This window comes from Bacillus sp. T-10(2022) (genome assembly GCF_056502895.1).
Genome location: NZ_CP113518.1, coordinates 320001 through 334430 on the forward strand (window position 1 = coordinate 320001; position 14430 = coordinate 334430).

Genomic DNA, 14430 nt, shown 5'->3' on the forward strand with positions numbered 1-14430 from the left:
CTGGGGCTGTAGTCGGTCCCAAGGGTTGGGCTGTTCGCCCATTAAAGCGGTACGCGAGCTGGGTTCAGAACGTCGTGAGACAGTTCGGTCCCTATCCGTCGCGGGCGCAGGAAATTTGAGAGGAGCTGTCCTTAGTACGAGAGGACCGGGATGGACGCACCGCTGGTGTACCAGTTGTCTTGCCAAAGGCATAGCTGGGTAGCTACGTGCGGACGGGATAAGTGCTGAAAGCATCTAAGCATGAAGCCCCCCTCAAGATGAGATTTCCCATGGCGCAAGCTAGTAAGATCCCTGAAAGATGATCAGGTTGATAGGTCAGAGGTGGAAGCATGGTGACATGTGGAGCTGACTGATACTAATAGATCGAGGACTTAACCAACGCTTTTTAAAAAATGAAATACCTTCTTATTATCTAGTTTTGAAGGAATGAAAATTTCTTCTTGCATTTTGATTTCATACATGGTATGATAATAAATGTGCTAAAAAGATTAAATGTTTGGTGGCGATAGCGAAGAGGTCACACCCGTTCCCATTCCGAACACGGCAGTTAAGCTCTTCAGCGCCAATGGTAGTTGGGGGTTTCCCCCTGTGAGAGTAGGACGCCGCCAAGCTATAATCATTGTATTCTTTTTGAATAAATGGGAATACTATATTTATAAAAGCAGCATTTATACCGTCGCGGGGTGGAGCAGTCCGGTAGCTCGTCGGGCTCATAACCCGAAGGTCGCAGGTTCAAATCCTGTCCCCGCAATCATGAAAAAAACGAAACTTAGGTTTCGTTTTTTTGTTTTATCTGAAATTCGAATAATTATGTCCCTAACTTATTTGTTTCTTCTTTTGAAACAAGGTAAACTACATATAGAATGGTTTTCGTTCCATAATATTGCGTTTATATAGGACGTTTCCTAATAATGATAAAGGTGATTGATATATGCAACATGTTGAATGGATTTCTCAGAGTGAGGAAGAAACAGCGCAATTTGCGCATAGATTGGCACAAAAGCTTTCCAGTGGAGATGTGCTGGCTTTAGAAGGTGACTTGGGTGCAGGGAAGACGGCATTCACAAAAGGGCTGGCTAAAGGATTAGGTGTTACCAGAATGGTGAATAGCCCTACCTTCACGATAATAAAGGAATACATGGGTCGCTTGCCTTTATATCATATGGATGTTTATCGGGTAAGTGAATCGGAAGAAGATCTAGGCTTTGATGAATATTTTGATGGTGATGGTGTGACTGTCGTTGAATGGGCCCATTTAATAAAGGATCACCTTCCAGAGGAAATCTTGAACATTTATATCTATCGCCTGGGCGATACCAGCCGGCGTATTGTTTTGGAAGCCAAAGGCGAACGATATGTAAAGTTATGTAAGGAGATTATTTGATGAAGGTTTTAGCTATAGATACATCGAATTTCACATTAGGGATTGCACTGGTAAACGAGAATCAAGTAATTGGTGAGTATACGACGAACCTAAAGAAAAATCATTCGGTGCGGGTAATGCCGGCAATTGAGACACTGCTGAGGGATTGTGATACTAAACCGAAGGAATTGACTAAGATTGTGGTCGCTCAAGGTCCAGGCTCATATACAGGGGTCAGGATCGGAGTGACGATAGCGAAAAGCTTGGCATGGACGCTTCAAATTCCCTTATCAGGTGTTTCCAGCTTAGAGGTTTTAGCAGCTAATGGACGTTATTTTAACGGGATGATCTCTCCCTTGTTCGATGCAAGAAGAGGGCAGATTTATACTGGATTATATGAATTGGAAAAGGATTCTTTAAAGACAGTCATTGAAGATTGTAATATTCTATCCTCTGAGTGGGCGAATCAATTGAAGGAATTAAATCGTCCTGTTTTATTTGTTGGTCAAGATGTGGACATCCATCGGGATGCAATTACGGATGCATTAGGGGAATTGGCTGTATTTGCTCCGGTACAGTCATATAATTCAAGGCCAAGCGAACTGGCCTTCATTGGTCTTGATAAGGCTGAAGTGGATGTTCACCAGTTTGTACCGAATTATATCCGCATGGCTGAAGCAGAAGCTAAGTGGCTTGAACAGCAGGGGAAATAAAAAAGGAAAGCGACCGATTATTATGAGTAAAACATTGACGTTCCGAAAGATGAATACGGAAGATATCGACCAAGTGCTAAACGTGGAAAAGCAGTCCTTTACTTTGCCTTGGAGCCGGGAAGCTTTTTTTAATGAATTGAATCATAATCAATATGCTGTATACATGGTGATAGAGGATGAAGGTAAAATCGCCGGTTATTGCGGTGCCTGGATCGTCATTGATGAATCGCACATTACCAATATAGCGATATTGCCGGAATACCGAGGGCAAAAGCTAGGAGAAGCTTTGCTCAGGAAGATGATTGAAATCTCCATTTCGATGGGTGTGGTGAGGATGACGCTTGAGGTCCGTGTCAGTAATGCAGTAGCCATTTCGCTCTATGAAAAACTAGGTTTCCAAAAGGGCGGAATCCGTAAAAATTATTATACAGACAATCAAGAAGATGCTTATGTTATGTGGGTGAATTTTTCATGAAAAAAGATCAATTTATATTAGGTATTGAAACGAGCTGCGATGAAACTGCAGCAGCTGTCATAAAAAATGGTAGGGAGATACTGAGTAATGTCGTGTCTTCACAAATCGAAAGCCATAAACGTTTTGGCGGTGTCGTCCCTGAAATAGCTTCCCGTCATCATGTAGAACAAATTACGATTGTTCTTGAAGAAGCACTGCTGCAAGCAGGTGTGACATATGAAGACTTGGATGCCATTGCCGTTACAGAAGGCCCCGGCCTTGTTGGGGCACTATTAATAGGCGTGAATGCGGCGAAGGCTGTAGCTTTCGCACATGGAATACCGATTGTCGGTACGCATCATATCGCTGGTCATATCTATGCAAATCGGCTTATTCAGGAGATCGAATATCCTGCGCTTTCTTTAGTCGTTTCGGGAGGTCATACGGAATTGGTGCTTTTAGAAGAGCCGGGTTCTTTCAAGGTGATAGGGGAGACGCGGGATGATGCAGCAGGAGAGGCGTATGATAAAGTGGCTCGAACATTGGGGCTCCCTTATCCTGGCGGTCCTCATATCGATAGGCTTGCGCAAGAAGGCTCACCAACTTTAAAACTGCCTAGGGCATGGTTGGATGGCAGCTATGACTTTTCTTTCAGCGGGTTGAAATCGGCTGTGATCAACACTTTGCATAATGCAGAACAGCGCGGGGAAAAAATCGAACCTAAAGATTTAGCGGCAAGTTTCCAAGCAAGCGTGATAGAAGTGCTTGTAATGAAAGCTGTAAAAGCTGCAAAGGAATATAATGTGAAGCAGGTATTGCTTGCTGGAGGAGTTGCGGCAAATAAAGGCCTTAGGGAAGCATTAACTGAAGCTTTTAAGGATTTACCTATGGATATATCCATTCCACCCCTCTATCTTTGTACGGACAATGCCGCCATGATCGGTGCTGCTGGCAGTGTCATGTTTGAAAAAGGAAAACGATCTGGTTTGGATTTGAACGGAAATCCTGGATTGGATATAGAAGCATTTTAATTGACGAGAAGACAGGATCCCACAATTCGGCATCCTGTCTTTTTTATCGTATTAATAAAATAATAGAATATTCTGTGGATAAAGTATTTTTGATCATCCTACTGCATGTGTATAAAGTGGTGTTTTTGTGGATAAGTTGATATGTTTCTGTGGATAATGTGCATAACTCAAATTATTGGCTAGTGAACGGTAATTGGTTTGTTAACAAGTTTGTGGATAACTTTTTGATTTGAAGTGAAAAAGACCGAGTCGATTGACCCGGTCTTTTGTCATTCTTCCAGTTCAGCCCATTCTTCGAGCAGCTGGTCCAATTTTTCCTGTGCATTATCAAGCTTTGTTTGGACTTCCATCACTTTTTCGTGGTCCTGAAAAACATTTGGATCGCAAAGGAGGTCATTATATTCGCTTATTTCGGTTTCAAGACGCTCCATGGCTGCCTCGATTTCCTCAATGCGCCGTTTACGCTGGCGTTCTGCTTTTTTTGCCTCTTTATCAATTTTGTAATTTGTTTTTTCTACAGCTGCATCTAAAGTTTTAGCCTGATCCTGCTGTTCAAGAGCTTGGATTTCCGCTTGCTCCTGTTTCTTCTCTAAATAGTAATCATAATCACCGAGGAATTCTTCGTTGCCGTCTTTGGAGAGCTCTATCACTTTCGTTGCTATCCGATTTATGAAATAACGGTCATGTGAGACGAAAAGAATAGTTCCCGGATAATCGATCAATGCGTTTTCAAGCACCAATTTACTATCGAGGTCCAAATGGTTCGTTGGTTCATCAAGAATTAAAAAATTACCTTTTTGCATCATCATTTTGGCTAGAGCAAGCCGAGCCTTTTCGCCCCCGCTTAGTGTGGAAACGGTTTTCAAAACATCGTCCCCGCTAAATAGGAAATTACCGAGTACGGTGCGGATGTCCTTTTCCGGTTTAAGGGGATAGTCGTCCCATAATTCATTGAGTACGCGTTTATTGGAAACAAGGTTAGCCTGTTCTTGATCGTAGTAGCTGACTTCTACGTTCGTTCCAAAACGGAAATCCCCAGAAAGTGCAGGCAGCTTGGAAATGATCGTTTTCAATAAAGTTGATTTTCCAACTCCATTTGGGCCAACAAGAGCTATGCTCTCTCCTTTTGTCATCCGGGAATTTATATTCCTTGATACCGTTTCCCCTTCGTATCCGATAGCCAAGTCCTGGAGGTGGAGTACTTCATTTCCGCTTTGCCTTTCAATCTGGAAAGAAAAATTCGCGGATTTTTCATCACCTTGCGGCTTGTCCAATACGTCCATCTTTTCAAGCTGTTTGCGTCTGCTTTGTGCTCTTTTCGTGGTGGAGGCCCTTGTGATATTACGTTGGACAAAGTCGCGAAGCTTTTCGATTTCCCCTTGCTGCTTCTCGAACAGTTTCATGTCCCGCTCATAATCTTCGGCTTTTCCCTCTAGGTAAGAACTATAATTACCATGGTATTTTTTCATGTTATTCCGGGAAATCTCATATACCAGGTTTACTACTTTATCTAAAAAATAGCGGTCATGGGAAACAATGAGCACAGCTCCCTGGTACCCTTGTAAATATTGTTCAAGCCAAGATAGGGTTTCGATATCCAAATGGTTCGTCGGCTCATCCAGAATTAATATATCCGGTTTCCTTAAAAGCAGCTTTCCTAAAGCAAGCCTTGTTTTTTGCCCGCCGCTTAAAGTGGAGATTGGGGTAGAATAGTCAAAGTCAGCAAACTGAAGCCCATGCAATACGGAACGGATATCTGCTTCATATTGATAACCGCCCTTCTCTTTGAATGCCACCATCAAAGTGTCGTATTCATTCAGCACTTTTTGGTAAATCGTTTCGTTTTCAAAGACGTCAGGTCTGGCCATATCAGCCTCAAGGCGACGCAGTTCCTTTTCCTGCTCTATAAGGTCCGTGAATACGGTCAGCATCTCATCCCAAATGGTCAGTTCGGATTCCAATCCCGTATCCTGGGCCATATAGCCGATTGTGACGCCTTTTGGTTTGATAATTTCACCGCCATCATGGGAAAGGTGCCCGGCTATGATTTTTAGCAGAGTGGATTTTCCGGCGCCATTTCGGCCGACAAGAGCAATTCGATCTTTATTTTGAACTTCGAGCTTCATATTTGATAAAATAAGTTCAGCTCCATAATATTTCGATAGTTGATTGATTTGTAATAAAATCATAGATTTCACCTCAATTGATTATAGTTAGTGTAACGTATTTTAGTTATTATCGGCAACAGCTTGGTTCCATGGTAAACAAAAGCTGTTACATAAAGTGGAATAATAGTGTATGATTTAGGAGGGGTTACTTAAATGGGAGACTTAACGCATTTTAATGAACAGGGCAGGGCCAAAATGGTCGATGTGAGTGCTAAGCCTGAAACAACCCGGACGGCAGTGGCTCAATCGAGCATTTTATTGAATGATGAAATATATGAATTGGTCACGAATCAGAAAATGAAAAAAGGTGATGTACTGGCTGTTGCACAGGTTGCAGGAATAATGGCCAGCAAAAATACATCCAATATCATTCCGATGTGCCATCCCATTGCTCTGCAAGGGGTCAATATAGCCTTTGAGTGGGAAAAAGAAGAACAAGGATACAGGCTTAGGATTGAAACGGAAGCTAAGACAAAAGGAAGTACAGGTGTGGAAATGGAAGCGTTAACAGCTGCATCCGTGACTGCCTTGACAGTTTATGACATGTGTAAGGCCATTGATAAGGGAATGGTGATCGGGCCTACATTCTTAGTGGAGAAAACAGGCGGAGTTTCCAGTAACGATTATAAAAGACAAGTAAAACAAACAGATAGAGATTAAGTTGAAAAGCATGTGTGAAGGCGGGGAAGAACAATGAACCATGACCCAAAGATACCGCAGGCAACAGCCAAAAGGTTGCCATTGTATTATCGATTTTTAAAGAACTTACATTCCTCAGGCAAACAAAGAGTTTCCTCTGCAGAGCTAAGCGAAGCTGTAAAAGTGGATTCTGCCACCATACGCCGTGATTTTTCCTACTTTGGCGCGCTTGGGAAAAAAGGCTACGGCTACAATGTCAATTATTTATTATCCTTCTTTAGAAAAACACTAGATCAAGATGAATTGACCAAAGTCGCTTTAATCGGGGTAGGAAATTTAGGAACCGCTTTTTTAAATTACAATTTCATGAAAAATAATAATACAAAAATTGAAATGGCTTTCGAAGTTTCTGAAGAAAAAGTCGGCAAGCGAATAGCTGATGTGCCCATCTATCATATGGATCAAATCGATACACTATTGCAGGAAAATAATATCACTGCGGCTATATTGACAGTGCCTGCACAGGTAGCCCAGACGATAACCGATCGTCTAGTCAAAGCTGATATAAAAGGAATATTGAATTTTACACCTGCAAGGCTGACCGTGCCTCCATCAATAAGGGTTCACCACATTGACCTGGCCGTGGAGCTTCAGTCGCTCATCTACTTCCTGAAACATTATCCTGTTGTGGAAGAAGCCGCTTTGGAGGAATGAAAAAAACGCTGCATCTTTGCAGCGTTTTTTTATTTTTTCTTATTTTTTTGTGCGGCTTTAATCTTAAAGTGAAGCATGATCATGCGTAAGCCCGATCCAAAGTCAAGAGTCGCAATAAGGACAAGTATGTAGGCGAAGAGCCCCCATCCAGAAGAATTGACGGTTTGAATCGCGATAGCGGTAAAAAGAGCTCCTAAGCCTGCATAGATGATGCCCATGAATAAGGGTGATTGACGTTTCATAATAAACCTCCGATGAAGGCCTGTGCAGTATCTATCATCTTCTCTATATCCTCCCGATATACCACTTGAAGGATGATAACAAGCGTATTCATCGCAATATGAGCGCTCATTGATACGAGAATGCGGCCTGTTTTTGCATAAAGGAAAGCAAAAGTGAAGCCCATTGCCGTATATAAAAGAAGATGTTCAAATTCACCATGCGCCAAGCCGAAAATAACTGAGCTGATTAAAGCTGAAATAAAGAAGTTAAAGCGTTTATGAAGTGATCCGAAAATGATTTTCCGGAAAATTAATTCTTCCAATATAGGTCCAATTACTGAAGTGACGAAAATGACCATGGGGACTTTGTAAATGAGTGAAATGAGTTGCTGCGTATTTTCAGATTCAGACTCCACCCCAAGCATCTGTTCAATGCTGCCGGCAATGCTTTGCGCAAAAAGAGCCATGAACACTCCTGCAATTGCCCATAATATGGACATGGAAACGGAAGTTTGATTTCTCGTGTCCAACTTTTCCCTCATATCTTTTCTCATTAAAAAAAGAATCAAGAATAAAGCAGCGAGAAAACTGAAAACTATCCAGTATGCTGCAGATTTCACTTGGAGTTCATCAGCCGGCATTCCGGTATAAGACCCGATCAGCATGAAAATGGGTACCCCAACAATACTGGATAATTGCATGGCAATATAGGTGATGATGACGAACCAATATTCTTTTTTCAAAAATGAAAACTCCTTTTATAGTCACCCATTCCGCTCGGAACGTTCCTGATATGGGGACAAGCTATAAACGCATACTCCAAAATGGTATCAAAAATTGAGGCAGAACACCACTTAAAGGTACCCCTAACGAAACATTTAAATAACTTTGTTAAGGAAATCATTATGCTAAAGTAGTTTACCCGTAATTTATCAGAAATTAATAAAAAATTTTCAATAAGATACTTGCAAAAAAGGCTCGGTTTATTTAATATTATAAATGTGTTAGCACTCGATGATGAAGAGTGCTAATAATCAAGTAACAAATTATCAAGAGAATATGAGGAGGTTGTTTCACTTGTTAAAACCATTAGGTGATCGCGTTATTATTGAACTAGTTCAAACTGAAGAAAAAACTGCAAGCGGTATTGTTCTTCCTGATACTGCTAAAGAAAAGCCGCAAGAAGGTAAGGTAGTAGCAGTTGGTACTGGCCGTGTCCTTGAAAATGGCGAACGTGTTGCTTTAGAGGTTGCCCAAGGCGATCTAATTATCTTCTCAAAATATGCAGGTACTGAAGTTAAATACGAAAACACTGAATACTTAATTTTACGTGAAAGCGACATTCTAGCTGTTATCGGCTAATTATACATCATACTTAACTGAACGAAAATTTTCTTAAAATTTTAGGGAGGTACTTATAAATGGCTAAAGAAATTAAATTTAGTGAAGAAGCTCGCCGCTCCATGCTTCGTGGTGTGGACGCACTTGCAGATGCAGTTAAAGTAACGCTTGGACCAAAAGGTCGTAACGTGGTTCTTGAGAAAAAATTCGGTTCACCGCTTATCACTAATGACGGTGTGACGATCGCTAAAGAAATCGAATTGGAAGATGCATTCGAAAACATGGGTGCGAAATTGGTTGCTGAAGTAGCAAGCAAAACAAACGACGTAGCTGGTGACGGTACAACGACTGCAACGGTTCTTGCACAAGCGATGATCCGTGAAGGTCTTAAAAACGTAACAGCTGGTGCTAACCCAATGGGTATCCGTAAAGGAATCGAGAAAGCGGTCAATACTGCAATCGCAGAATTGAAAGCCATTTCCCAACCTGTTGAAAACAAAGAATCAATCGCACAAGTTGCTGCCATCTCTTCAGCTGATGAAGAAGTGGGCCAACTGATTGCGGAAGCAATGGAGCGCGTTGGTAACGACGGCGTCATCACAATCGAAGAGTCTAAAGGTTTCACAACTGAATTGGACGTAGTAGAAGGTATGCAGTTCGATCGCGGATATGCATCTCCATACATGGTTACTGATTCAGATAAAATGGAAGCTGTACTAGAAAATCCATATATCTTGATCACAGATAAAAAAATCACGAATATCCAAGAAATCCTTCCTGTACTTGAGCAAGTTGTACAACAAGGTAAACCGCTATTATTAATTGCTGAAGATGTAGAAGGCGAAGCGCTTGCAACTCTTGTTGTGAACAAACTTCGTGGAACATTCAACGCTGTTGCGGTTAAAGCTCCTGGATTCGGTGACCGTCGTAAAGCAATGCTTGAAGACATCGCAGCTCTTACAGGCGGCGAAGTAATCACTGAAGAAATCGGACTTGACCTTAAATCTGCAACAATCGATTCATTAGGCCGTGCGTCTAAAGTGGTTGTTACAAAAGAAAATACAACGATCGTTGAAGGAGCTGGAGATACAGCTCAAATTCAAGCTCGTGTAAACCAAATCCGTGTTCAATTAGAAGAAACTACTTCTGAATTCGACCGTGAAAAATTACAAGAACGCCTTGCTAAATTAGCTGGTGGCGTAGCGGTAATCAAAGTCGGTGCAGCTACTGAAACAGAATTGAAAGAACGTAAACTTCGTATTGAAGATGCATTGAACTCCACTCGTGCCGCTGTTGAAGAAGGTATCGTAGCCGGTGGTGGTACAGCACTTCTTAACGTATACAATAAAATCGCTGAAATTCAAGCGGAAGGCGACGTAGCAACAGGCGTTAAAATCGTTCTTCGTGCCATCGAAGAGCCTGTTCGTCAAATCGCTCACAATGCTGGACTTGAAGGCTCTGTAATCGTAGAGCGCCTTAAAGGCGAAGCAGTAGGCACTGGCTTCAACGCAGCTACTGGACAATGGGTGAACATGATCGAATCCGGTATCGTCGATCCTACCAAAGTAACTCGTTCAGCTCTACAAAACGCTGGCTCTGTAGCAGCTATGTTCTTAACTACAGAAGCTGTCGTTGCTGACAAACCAGAACCTGCTGGCGCTGGCGGCATGGGCATGCCTGATATGGGCGGCATGGGCGGCATGGGCGGCATGATGTAATCATCGCTTAAATTCCTTAATATAGGGGTTTAACGAGGATTCATAATGAGTGCTCACCAAACATGTGAATATCTTTAAAGTTGAAGGCCTCCTACAGTTTACTGTGGGAGGCCTTTTCTTCAATATTTTTTGTCATATGAGCGTAATTGTTCATAGTAGTGTTTATCAGAATGCCCTAATCTTCTTGAATCTCATTTACGCCTCCCCCAGCTTCAATGTGAAGGGATGTATTTCCTCATAAAACAACCGCAATTTTTATCCACCTTTAAAATAATTCCCATATTTTTTCAGGTGCACGATTTCTTTTCACTAGCTGGGAAACTAATGTTTACCATGTTAGGGAAATCGCTGAGAACGGGATCTGATGATAAAAGAACGGCTAAAGGACGTGCAAGAGCAAAGGCCCAATGGTATAATAAATCACCAGAAAATTCCCATTTTGATCGATCTTTATTACCACAGTACAGTATCGGAAATAAATTTATAAAAGTAGACCATGACTTTATAGAAAATCATGGTCTTTTCAATGCTCTAAATTTTGATGCCCGTTTCACTGATCGAATTCGTTATCGGACGTTCGTTAGGTATTTTTCGTGCACATAACCTGTTCCCTTACCGTACTGAATTTTGTACCAAGAGTTGCTCTTATTAATTACGGTAACGATTTGGTTTTTCTTCAAAGAGCCAAGAACTTTCCCTGATGTGGATGGCTTGGAACGGACATTCAACTTCGTAGCATTGACCTTACCAGTCATATTCTTCGCTGCCGGTTTGTTTAATTTGTAGGAAGCAGTCGTTGACCGTTTGTTCTTGCTTGGATCTATCGCTGTAATGGTAAACGTATACTTTCCGTTCGATGCCTTTGATACATTCCATGATGCACTTTGGACACCGGAATTTTTATTAATATTATTGGTCAGTGTCGCCACGGTTTTGCCTTTTGCATCTTTTACTTGAACGGTTACCTTCGCCTTTTCGTTAATCTCATACTTCAAATCAACTTTACTCGTTTTTGGATCATATGAGGTTTTTATATTCTTAATGGAAGGTGCCGTTGTATCGGGTTTTGTTAATGTAAATGGAATCGTTGTTGAGCTTTTATTTTTACTGCTGTCAATCGTTGTAATTTCAAATGAGTACTTACCGTTCGAGACCTTCGATACATTCCACGATGTCCATTGGATACCGGCATTTTTCTCTACATTATGGATTGGAGCAGCTAGGATTTTGTCTTTTGCGTCTTTTACTTGTAAGGTAACCTTTGATTTTTCATTGATCTCATACTTCAGGAAAACCTTATTCGTTTTTGAGTCATATGAGGTATTTGTATTATTAATAACTGGAGCCATTGTGTCAGGCTTTGTTAATGAAAATGGAACAGATGCTGAACTTGTATTATTACTACTATCAATCGTTCTAATTTCAAAGGTGTATGAACCGTTGCTTACCACTGAAGCATCCCAAACAAGTAATTGCGATCCTGATGGCTTTTCGTCCCCTTTAACAAGAGAAGCGATGATTTGCTCTTTTGCATCCTTAACTTCCACTGTCACATTCGCTTTTTCATTCGTATCAAAGGTTAATTTGACTTGTTTTGTTTTAGTATCGTAATACGTTTTTATATCATTAATTGTTGGTGCTGTTTCATCTTTAGGTGCAGGGTCCGGAACTGGTGTTGGGATTGGCGTTGGAATGACAGGTGCCGGTTCCGGCTTTACTGGTTCTACATCTTCAGGTTCTGGCTCATAAGCTTGTTTTAAGCTTGTCCCTTCATAATAGAAAGCAAGAATCTCACGATACGTTTTTCCCTGTTCGCCAGCCTTTTTCGCACCATACTGACTTAGTCCGACACCATGGCCAAAGCCCTTGCCTGAAACGTTAATCGTATCCCTTGCAGTATCCACTTTGTCTACTAAAAAGCTTTTCATGAAGCTCAAACCGATAATGTCTCTAATTTTCGAAGCCGTTACATCTTCTAATATTACACTTTGCTGTAGCGCTTTCCCCTTTTCTTTCACCATAAATTCAATCGTAATACTTCCTTTACTCACCCTGCCGCCACTTGTTGGTGCGTGAAGGGATAGGAAAGGGACAGCCGTAATTTTAATGTCTTTGCCGGTATATCCATTTTTCTGTAGCCATGCTCTTATATTGGGAATTACTGGTGTTTGTTCAGCTTCCTTCGTATTAGCCCACCATGTATCTGCTTTTGTAAGATCTAAGTTTGTAAGGTCTATTTGTTGCTTTTTTACACTAAAACTCCACACAGCTTGCGGATCATATGGATCTTCTTTGACCATTAAATATGGTAGTTCTGTACCAACCCAAACATTTTTGTTGGACTCGGTTTTCCCTCCATTGCTAGAGGAAAAAAGTGCATCTGAACCTATATGTAGTTTATCACCATAACCAATGACCTGACCTTCTGTTGCTTTGACAGCTTTTGTTGAGTTTTCGTGCCAAGTGTAGCCACCGTATACCTGGTAACTCATTGTGTCATCTGGCGTTCTGTTGATGTAGCTCATCGCATAGGTTCTTGCCGCAACAGCCTGTGCCTTTAGGGCTTCCTGATTCCATAAAGCCGGCATTTCAGCTGGAACAACCCCTTTTATATAATCTTCAAGACCAATTGAGTTATACGGACGGATGAATTTCCCATCTTCCATAATAAAACGGAAACTACCTAAGTATGTACGACCATTAATCGAAAGTGGACCGTTCCCTGTTTCAGGTTTCACTTCAATCTCAGAAGCTTTGCCTATTTCTTTTGAATCTGTCAGAACAACAATGTCCGTACCGCTGACCCTCAACGTATACTTCTTGTTCGATTCTAGTTTTACATTTGCTAGATTCGTAGTGTACGTGACATCCGGTTCGACGGTAATCTCAGATTTGTTACCAAGATAGCCTTTTAATTTAATCTTAATGATCGGATCGGCTGCCGCCTTAACGGGTATTTCTGGAAGCAAAAATAGCATGAGAACGAGTGTAACAAATATCCATATTCCATTCTGTACCTTTTGCATTGAATAACCTCCTCTGAATTTAGAGAAATATCTAAATAATAGTATAACATCCATAAATATACACTAGAAGATATTTTACTATTGTAGAGGTCCCACCTAATCGCCATTACCAGTACTACCAGTAAAAGATGAAAAGACGGCATTCGCGTTATATTCATATGTTTTTTTAAAAAATCTTTAAATGAGTGAGAAAAGGCATTTTGTGATATTATTCCATATTTGCGTAAATTACTAATTTCTGATTGTGGTGATATCCCATCGATTAATTTCGTAGGAGGGTTAAAAAGTTTAAAGCATTTTTTCCTTTGATGGGACAACCGTATTAGATGGTGATTTAAGTGCATGCCTTGGAATTGAATATGTTAATTTTACAGATTATTCCCATAATAGAAAAGACTTCATGTATGATTGAATTAATTACAGTATAAATAAGGTATAAGGAGTTGTTACGAGTGAATTTTCCAAAAGATGAAGACGGTGAAGTGTTGGAGTTGCTTTATAAAAGTGGGGTTGATTTTAATCAAAACCATGTTGTAGATTTTTTTGTTGCTGTACCAAATCAAAAACTCGGAGAAGAACTTCTGATACAATTAAAAGGAAAAGAGTTTGATTGTGAACTAGAACAAGATGAAGAAACAAAAGAATGGACATGCTTTTGCTCGAAAGAAATGTTTTTAAAGTATGATGAAATAATAGAAGTGCAAAAACGCCTTGGTGAATTAAGTAAGCCATATGGGGGATATACTGATGGTTGGGCAACATTTGGTGATTAAGGTAGATAAATGATTGATAAGAATTGATGTAGAAGCAGCTAAACTGCTTCTTTTTTTATATGCCTGTTTTTTTGGAGTGGTATAAATGAAGAAAAGTTTAGCAAGTGTATATCCGGAATCGGACAATGAATGGGACTATGAATTAAACGGGGATATAAAGCCTAGTGATGTTCCACCAAAAGGAAGACAGCATGTAGGTAAAGATGCAAAGAAGAGCATCCAAGTTATTAGGATAAATTAGCATCTAGATCTAATGGAACAGGATGCCC

General features: G+C 40.8%; 14 protein-coding genes, 1 tRNA gene and 2 rRNA genes (1 of these 17 cut by a window edge). 13 read left to right on the top strand and 4 right to left on the bottom strand.

What is annotated here, in order from left to right; translation table 11 throughout:
* The 7 genes from OSJ91_RS01640 to tsaD all read left to right on the top strand — a co-directional run.
* Positions 1-379 (top strand): 23S ribosomal RNA (locus OSJ91_RS01640) (it extends 2554 nt beyond the left edge of the window).
* Between the two features lie 116 nt (positions 380-495).
* Positions 496-611: ribosomal RNA gene (gene rrf, locus OSJ91_RS01645) — 5S ribosomal RNA — on the top strand.
* Between the two features lie 66 nt (positions 612-677).
* A tRNA-Met gene (locus tag OSJ91_RS01650) sits at positions 678-751 on the top strand.
* Positions 752-931: 180 nt separating this feature from the next.
* Positions 932-1384 (top strand): tRNA (adenosine(37)-N6)-threonylcarbamoyltransferase complex ATPase subunit type 1 TsaE, encoded by a 453-nt coding sequence (gene tsaE / locus OSJ91_RS01655; RefSeq protein ID WP_485890878.1) that lies wholly within the window; start codon positions 932-934, stop codon positions 1382-1384.
* The gene (gene tsaB / locus OSJ91_RS01660) at positions 1384-2076 is read left to right on the top strand and encodes a tRNA (adenosine(37)-N6)-threonylcarbamoyltransferase complex dimerization subunit type 1 TsaB (protein WP_350300962.1); all 693 of its coding nucleotides are present in this window, start codon (positions 1384-1386) and stop codon (positions 2074-2076) included. The genes tsaE and tsaB overlap by 1 nt, the downstream gene beginning before the upstream one ends.
* A gap of 22 nt (positions 2077-2098) precedes the next feature.
* Positions 2099-2551 (top strand): ribosomal protein S18-alanine N-acetyltransferase, encoded by a 453-nt coding sequence (gene rimI / locus OSJ91_RS01665; protein WP_101225599.1) that lies wholly within the window; start codon positions 2099-2101, stop codon positions 2549-2551.
* Positions 2548-3561 carry a tRNA (adenosine(37)-N6)-threonylcarbamoyltransferase complex transferase subunit TsaD gene (gene tsaD / locus OSJ91_RS01670; RefSeq protein WP_350300963.1) on the top strand — a complete coding sequence of 338 codons (1014 nt, stop codon included), beginning with the start codon at positions 2548-2550 and terminating at the stop codon, positions 3559-3561. The genes rimI and tsaD overlap by 4 nt, the downstream gene beginning before the upstream one ends.
* A 269-nt stretch (positions 3562-3830) precedes the next feature.
* Here the strand turns inward: tsaD and OSJ91_RS01675 are convergent, their stop codons facing one another.
* Positions 3831-5750, bottom strand: coding sequence for an ABC transporter ATP-binding protein (locus tag OSJ91_RS01675; protein ID WP_350300964.1), 1920 nt, complete (start codon positions 5748-5750; stop codon positions 3831-3833).
* A 132-nt stretch (positions 5751-5882) separates the two neighbouring features.
* Here OSJ91_RS01675 and moaC point away from each other — a divergent pair, with 132 nt between their 5' ends.
* Both moaC and OSJ91_RS01685 read left to right on the top strand, forming a co-directional pair.
* Entirely contained in the window at positions 5883-6389 is a 507-nt protein-coding gene (gene moaC, locus OSJ91_RS01680; protein WP_350300965.1) for a cyclic pyranopterin monophosphate synthase MoaC, read from the top strand.
* A 33-nt stretch (positions 6390-6422) separates the two neighbouring features.
* A complete protein-coding gene (locus OSJ91_RS01685) occupies positions 6423-7082 on the top strand; it encodes a redox-sensing transcriptional repressor Rex (protein ID WP_034306345.1) in 660 nt (219 codons plus the stop codon).
* Positions 7083-7111: 29 nt separating this feature from the next.
* On the opposite strand, the gene OSJ91_RS01690 is transcribed toward OSJ91_RS01685, so the two are convergent.
* Together OSJ91_RS01690 and OSJ91_RS01695 are read right to left on the bottom strand one after the other, a co-directional pair.
* Positions 7112-7324 (bottom strand): YdiK family protein, encoded by a 213-nt coding sequence (locus tag OSJ91_RS01690; RefSeq protein WP_034306342.1) that lies wholly within the window; start codon positions 7322-7324, stop codon positions 7112-7114.
* Complete coding sequence (locus OSJ91_RS01695; protein WP_350300966.1) at positions 7321-8046, bottom strand: CPBP family intramembrane glutamic endopeptidase; 726 nt, start codon at positions 8044-8046, stop codon at positions 7321-7323. The genes OSJ91_RS01690 and OSJ91_RS01695 overlap by 4 nt, the downstream gene beginning before the upstream one ends.
* A 334-nt stretch (positions 8047-8380) precedes the next feature.
* Between OSJ91_RS01695 and groES the strand changes: the two genes are divergently transcribed.
* Positions 8381-8665 (top strand): co-chaperone GroES, encoded by a 285-nt coding sequence (gene groES / locus OSJ91_RS01700; protein ID WP_101225604.1) that lies wholly within the window; start codon positions 8381-8383, stop codon positions 8663-8665.
* Positions 8666-8724: 59 nt separating this feature from the next.
* The gene (gene groL / locus OSJ91_RS01705; protein ID WP_101225605.1) at positions 8725-10362 is read left to right on the top strand and encodes a chaperonin GroEL; all 1638 of its coding nucleotides are present in this window, start codon (positions 8725-8727) and stop codon (positions 10360-10362) included.
* Positions 10363-10928: 566 nt separating this feature from the next.
* Here the strand turns inward: groL and OSJ91_RS01710 are convergent.
* The gene (locus OSJ91_RS01710; RefSeq protein ID WP_485890879.1) at positions 10929-13388 is read right to left on the bottom strand and encodes a SpoIID/LytB domain-containing protein; all 2460 of its coding nucleotides are present in this window, start codon (positions 13386-13388) and stop codon (positions 10929-10931) included.
* A gap of 452 nt (positions 13389-13840) precedes the next feature.
* Here OSJ91_RS01710 and OSJ91_RS01715 point away from each other — a divergent pair, with 452 nt between their 5' ends.
* Both OSJ91_RS01715 and OSJ91_RS01720 read left to right on the top strand, forming a co-directional pair.
* Positions 13841-14161 (top strand): ribonuclease E inhibitor RraB, encoded by a 321-nt coding sequence (locus OSJ91_RS01715; RefSeq protein WP_485890880.1) that lies wholly within the window; start codon positions 13841-13843, stop codon positions 14159-14161.
* A gap of 85 nt (positions 14162-14246) precedes the next feature.
* Positions 14247-14402, top strand: coding sequence for a zinc-ribbon domain-containing protein (locus OSJ91_RS01720; protein ID WP_485890881.1), 156 nt, complete (start codon positions 14247-14249; stop codon positions 14400-14402).
* Positions 14403-14430 lie beyond the last annotated feature (28 nt).

Coding starts and splice junctions, on each gene's coding strand:
- tsaE (WP_485890878.1), top strand. CDS start 932: ATGCAACATGTTGAATGGATTTCTCAGAGTGAGGAAGAAACAGCGCAA.
- tsaB (WP_350300962.1), top strand. CDS start 1,384: ATGAAGGTTTTAGCTATAGATACATCGAATTTCACATTAGGGATTGCA.
- rimI (WP_101225599.1), top strand. CDS start 2,099: ATGAGTAAAACATTGACGTTCCGAAAGATGAATACGGAAGATATCGAC.
- tsaD (WP_350300963.1), top strand. CDS start 2,548: ATGAAAAAAGATCAATTTATATTAGGTATTGAAACGAGCTGCGATGAA.
- OSJ91_RS01675 (WP_350300964.1), bottom strand. CDS start 5,750: ATGATTTTATTACAAATCAATCAACTATCGAAATATTATGGAGCTGAA.
- moaC (WP_350300965.1), top strand. CDS start 5,883: ATGGGAGACTTAACGCATTTTAATGAACAGGGCAGGGCCAAAATGGTC.
- OSJ91_RS01685 (WP_034306345.1), top strand. CDS start 6,423: ATGAACCATGACCCAAAGATACCGCAGGCAACAGCCAAAAGGTTGCCA.
- OSJ91_RS01690 (WP_034306342.1), bottom strand. CDS start 7,324: ATGAAACGTCAATCACCCTTATTCATGGGCATCATCTATGCAGGCTTA.
- groL (WP_101225605.1), top strand. CDS start 8,725: ATGGCTAAAGAAATTAAATTTAGTGAAGAAGCTCGCCGCTCCATGCTT.
- OSJ91_RS01710 (WP_485890879.1), bottom strand. CDS start 13,388: ATGCAAAAGGTACAGAATGGAATATGGATATTTGTTACACTCGTTCTC.
- OSJ91_RS01720 (WP_485890881.1), top strand. CDS start 14,247: ATGAAGAAAAGTTTAGCAAGTGTATATCCGGAATCGGACAATGAATGG.